3 protein-coding genes and 1 tRNA gene are annotated in these 4513 nt (G+C 57.6%); 3 read left to right on the top strand and 1 reads right to left on the bottom strand.

Annotation, left to right across the window (positions count from 1 at the left end):
* Window positions 1–349 precede the first annotated feature (349 nt).
* Window positions 350–1285 carry a LysR family transcriptional regulator gene (locus tag AC1Q6X_RS27745; protein ID WP_492498991.1) on the bottom strand — a complete coding sequence of 312 codons (936 nt, stop codon included), beginning with the start codon at window positions 1283–1285 and terminating at the stop codon, window positions 350–352.
* Between the two features lie 204 nt (window positions 1286–1489).
* Here AC1Q6X_RS27745 and lhgO point away from each other — a divergent pair, with 204 nt between their 5' ends.
* From lhgO to AC1Q6X_RS27730, 3 genes are all read left to right on the top strand, one after another.
* Window positions 1490–2695: an L-2-hydroxyglutarate oxidase gene (gene lhgO / locus AC1Q6X_RS27740; RefSeq protein ID WP_070290416.1), complete on the top strand. Its 1206-nt coding sequence runs from the start codon at window positions 1490–1492 to the stop codon at window positions 2693–2695.
* Window positions 2696–2798: 103 nt separating this feature from the next.
* Complete coding sequence (locus AC1Q6X_RS27735; RefSeq protein WP_227742140.1) at window positions 2799–4112, top strand: MFS transporter; 1314 nt, start codon at window positions 2799–2801, stop codon at window positions 4110–4112.
* Window positions 4113–4437: 325 nt separating this feature from the next.
* Window positions 4438–4513 (top strand) — tRNA-Glu (locus tag AC1Q6X_RS27730).

The raw sequence follows: 4513 nt of genomic DNA, 5'->3' as shown, positions 1-4513 counted from the left end.
CATACCCGACAGGGGAGTGTGGCGTAGGTCGGATTAGCGTAGCGTAATCCGACAGCACCATCTTCTGAAGCCAGCATCCGTATCCATGCCGCCTCCACCAACAGCGCAGAAATCACGTGATAATCAAAGTCGCCTCGGGCGGCTTTTTTTATTTCCGCAACACTTCCCGCCATACCCGACAGGGGAGTGTGGCGTAGGTCGGATTAGCGTAGCGTAATCCGACAGCACCATCTTCTGAAGCCAGCATTCGTATCCATGCCGTCTCCACCAACAGCGCATAAATCACATGATAATCAAAGTCGCCTCGAGCGTCCGAAATGGCCAGCGGGCGGCGCATGGCCGGCAGTTATCAGCGTTCCGTTATGTTGCCCAGCGGTCGCGATAGATCGGCAGTGAAGTCGACATATTGCGTGGAAAGCCCGCGTAGCTGGTCGAGCAGTGGGCGGTTGTCTCCGCGCCGCCACTGAAAAGAATAGATTACCGGTGCTGGCATTTCGGCGGCGGCGAGCGGGAGCAGCAGACCCTGGTCAACCAGCTTTTGACTCCAGCCAGTGGGCAGTATGCCGATCCCGACAGAGGCAATCAGCATGCCGGCAATGGCCCCCCAATTATTGCAACTTATGCGCTCAACGGCAGCGATGCCGTGAGCCAGTAGCCAGTCATCAATCAGTCGGGTGGTGCCAGCTGATGGCGGTAAGGCAACGATGGGCTGTCCAGCGTCAAGTAAATCGGCGGCACCACGTAAGCCAGGCGGGCTGTCAGATACAGCCAGGGTTGGCGCGGCAAGCCAGATGAATTGTGCTTGGCTGACTGGTTGCGACAGGATGCCGTGGTGCGATGAGCGTCCGGCAATGATCGCAAAATCGAGCTCGCCCTTGGCGACACGGCTTTCCAGAACTGAGCCCACGTCGACATAGGGTTCGAGCGTCAATTTGGGATGCAGTGCCCGGACTTGCGCAATGAACTGCGGTAGCCAGGTCAGCGCGCTGAGTTCGCCAACACCAAAGGTGCAACGGCCAACTAGCCCGGCAGAGGGTGTGAAGGCGGTACGTATTGCGGCGGCGTCATCGAGCAGCGCCAGCGCGCGTGGCAGCAATGCCTGGCCTGCATCGCTGAGTACGGCGCGGTGGCCACTCCGGTCGAACAGATTGATGCCAAGCGCTTCCTCCAGTTCTGAAATGCGCTTGGAGAGAGACGATACGGACAAATGCAGGCGTTCGGCGGCAATCGCAAAGTTGGCGCAGGTGGCGGCCCAGTAGAACGCTTCGAGTTGCTTTAAGGTCATGGACATCACTTGTTCTCTTTTTTCGAAATTAATTGTACATAATTTTTCGCTTTTATCTAAATTGTGCTTGATCAAAAATGCTTGACAGGGCAAATCGCGTCGGTGCCAGGCGTTGGGCGGGCGGCTTATGCAGGCCCTCGCCCTTCGCCAAAGTGATGCATGTAGCAGTGAAATGACGAGTTTGCTATTTTTTTGAGAGGCGCAATGAACAAGAAGCGTTATGCAGTTATCGGCGGGGGGATAAATGGCCTCGCAGTCGCACGTCAGTTATTGTTGGATTTTCCCGACGCCACGGTGGTGCTGTTCGAAAAGGAGGCGAGTGTCGCCAGTCATCAGTCCAGCCACAATTCGGGTGTGGTCCATGCCGGTCTGTACTATGAGCCGGGGGGACTCAAGGCGCGACTTTGCCGGCGCGGGGGCGAATTGATTGGCAACTATTGCCGCGACAATGCGATCCCCTACGACGAGTGCGGCAAAGTCGTCGTCGCGCTACAAGAGGAAGAGTTGCCTCGCCTGGAGGCGATTTATCGGAAAGCGCAGGCCAACGGTGTGCCTGGCGTGCGGCTGATCGGCTCAAATGAGCTGCGTGAAATCGAGCCCAACTGCATCGGCCTGGGCGCCTTGCATTCACCGAAAACGGCGATTGTCAGTTACGGTCAAATTGCGGCCCGAATCGCCGATGAAATCAGGGAACGTGGCGGGCGCATTTGTCTGAATTCGCCGGTTGAGCGCCTGCTTGAGCAAGGCGGCGAAGTACGGGTCGAACTTGCAGACGGAGAGGTCTTCGATACGGTATTCGATCAGGCAATTGCCTGCGCGGGTTTGCAGTCAGATCGCCTGGCAGAGCGTTCGGGCGATCAGGACACGCCACGCATCGTACCGTTCTTCGGCCAGTATTACGTGATCGACGAGGCTTTCAAGTCGCATGTCAAAGGCTTGATCTACCCGGTGCCGGACCCGCGCTTTCCTTTCCTCGGGGTGCATTTCACAAAGCGTATCGACGGACAGATGACGATCGGCCCGAATGCTTTCATATCCTTCGGTCGCGAGAACTATGACGGCCGCAGCATGAACCTGGCCGACATCTTCAATTTTGCCAGCTACCCCGGCTTTTGGAAGTTTGCTGCCCGTAACCTGCCGGCGACGCTTCGGGAACTGAAGACTGTGGTCAGCGAGGCGAGCTTTGTCCGCGAGGCGGCGCGCTATGTGCCGACGCTTGCCTCGGTCGGTATTGTTCCGGCGGTTCGTGGGATCCGTGCCCAGGCAATGGAGGCCAATGGTGCGCTGGTTGACGATTTCGTGATTCGCCAACACGGCAACATTACCCACATCCGCAATGCACCGTCACCAGGGGCGACATCGTCGCTAGCCATTGCTGAATACATTGTGCGTGAAGTGATGAGGCGCTGAGTTTGCGTAGCGGACAACGTACGGTTGTCTGTCGCTCCCCAGCCAGCCCCAACTCGAACGCTCTAGGCGAAAAATAAAAAAATTAATTCATGAAGGAGACATTTTGAACATTCAAAAAACGGAACAGGAAACCCCGGCACAGACAAAAAGTCGTTTGCGCAAAGTGGCGGCAGCGACCATCGTCGGCTCAATGCTGGAGTGGTATGACTTTTATCTTTACGCGACGATGGCGTCGATTGTCTTCAGCAAGGTCTTCTTCGATACTTCGGACCCGGCGAATGCATCGCTGCAAGCCTTTGCCACCTTCGCCATCGGCTTTGTGGCGCGACCGATCGGGGGGCTGTTCTTCGGCTACTTCGGCGACCGCTATGGGCGCAAGAAAATGTTGTTCGTTACTTTCTGTATGATGGGCTTGTGCACGACCGCCATTGGCCTGGTTCCTTCCTACGCCAGCATCGGCGTTTGGGCGCCCCTGTGCCTGGTGCTGATCCGCATTGTGCAGGGCCTGGGCGCCGGTGCTGAACTGGCGGGGGCGGCGGTAACTTCCTACGAACATGCGGCCGACAACAAGAAGGGACGACAAGGTGCGTGGCCTGCATTGGGGCTGAACCTTGGCCTGTTGCTGTCGTCGCTGACCGTTTATCTGCTGACCGTCAATGGCGACAAGTTTTTGCTTGCCGGCGGCTGGCGCATTCCCTTCATCCTCAGTTTCGTGCTGGTACTGGTTGGGCTCTGGGTGCGTGGGAGTCTGCCGGAAACGCCAGAGTATCACCACTTCGAGGAAAGCCATCGCCAGAAGAGGCCGTTCCGCGAATTGTGGAAAACCAATCTCAAGGGCCTGGGCGTCGTCTTCTTTGTCGCCATCGGTTACAACGCACTGAGCTATGTCTTCAAGACCTTCTCGCTGGCCTACCTGACCCAGTTCAAAGGCATTTCGGCCAGCGTGACATCGCTATCGGTGACACTGGCCAGTCTGGTCGCAATCTTTACCGTCCCGCTCTTCGGCTATCTGTGTGACAAGTTCAGCAGCAAGAAGCTGCTGATCGTCGGCGGCCTGCTGTCAGCATTGTTCGCGTACCCGTTCATGCAGTTGCTCGACAGCGGCGAGAACAGGCTGATTTACCTGGCGCTGATCGTCGGCACCGGGGTGCTGGCGCCGATGATGTTCGCCCCGCAGGGCTCTTTCCTCAGTCGCCAGTTTGCCGTGCAAAACCGCTCGACGGGGGTCGGTTCGGGGCGTGAAATCGGCACTGCCATTGCCGGCGGTATTGCCCCGTTGTGGGCGTTATCAATGGTTGCCCAGTCTGCGACGCGTGACACGAGCGCCGTGGCCTTGATGCTCACGTGCTCCGGAGCGATCGTCGCATTGGCAGCATACTTCGACCAAGGTTATCGCTTCAGCCATTACAAGAACTGATGGTCAAGGCGGCGGGCCAGGCTTGCTCAGCTCCTCCCGCCGCCCACCCCTTGTATGACGCGGGTTTGGGCCAGTGCAAACGAAGGGGGGCAAGAGGCTTTCCTTTTGCTTGTCTGGCTGCTGCTGCTGAGGACCTGTACCTCGCCCGCGCAGCCGATCGATTGCACATTGAACAATCGCCGCCGGGAGCGGTTTCCTCCATGGAAAATAAGATGCGCCTGCGGTTGATTTTGTGAATGGCCCCGTGCTATACTTCGCGCACGCTTTTTTGAGGGGCTAAGCAAAGCCTTCAACGAAGAGTCCGCTGAGAGTAAAGCCAGCACAGGTCCCCATCGTCTAGAGGCCTAGGACATCACCCTTTCACGGTGAGTACAGGGGTTCGAATCCCCTTGGGGACGCCA

This window comes from Janthinobacterium sp. GW823-FHT06H09, assembly GCF_058794735.1.
The sequence above is the reverse complement of the archived record's forward strand: the minus strand, read 5'-3'. Positions and strand labels throughout refer to the sequence as shown.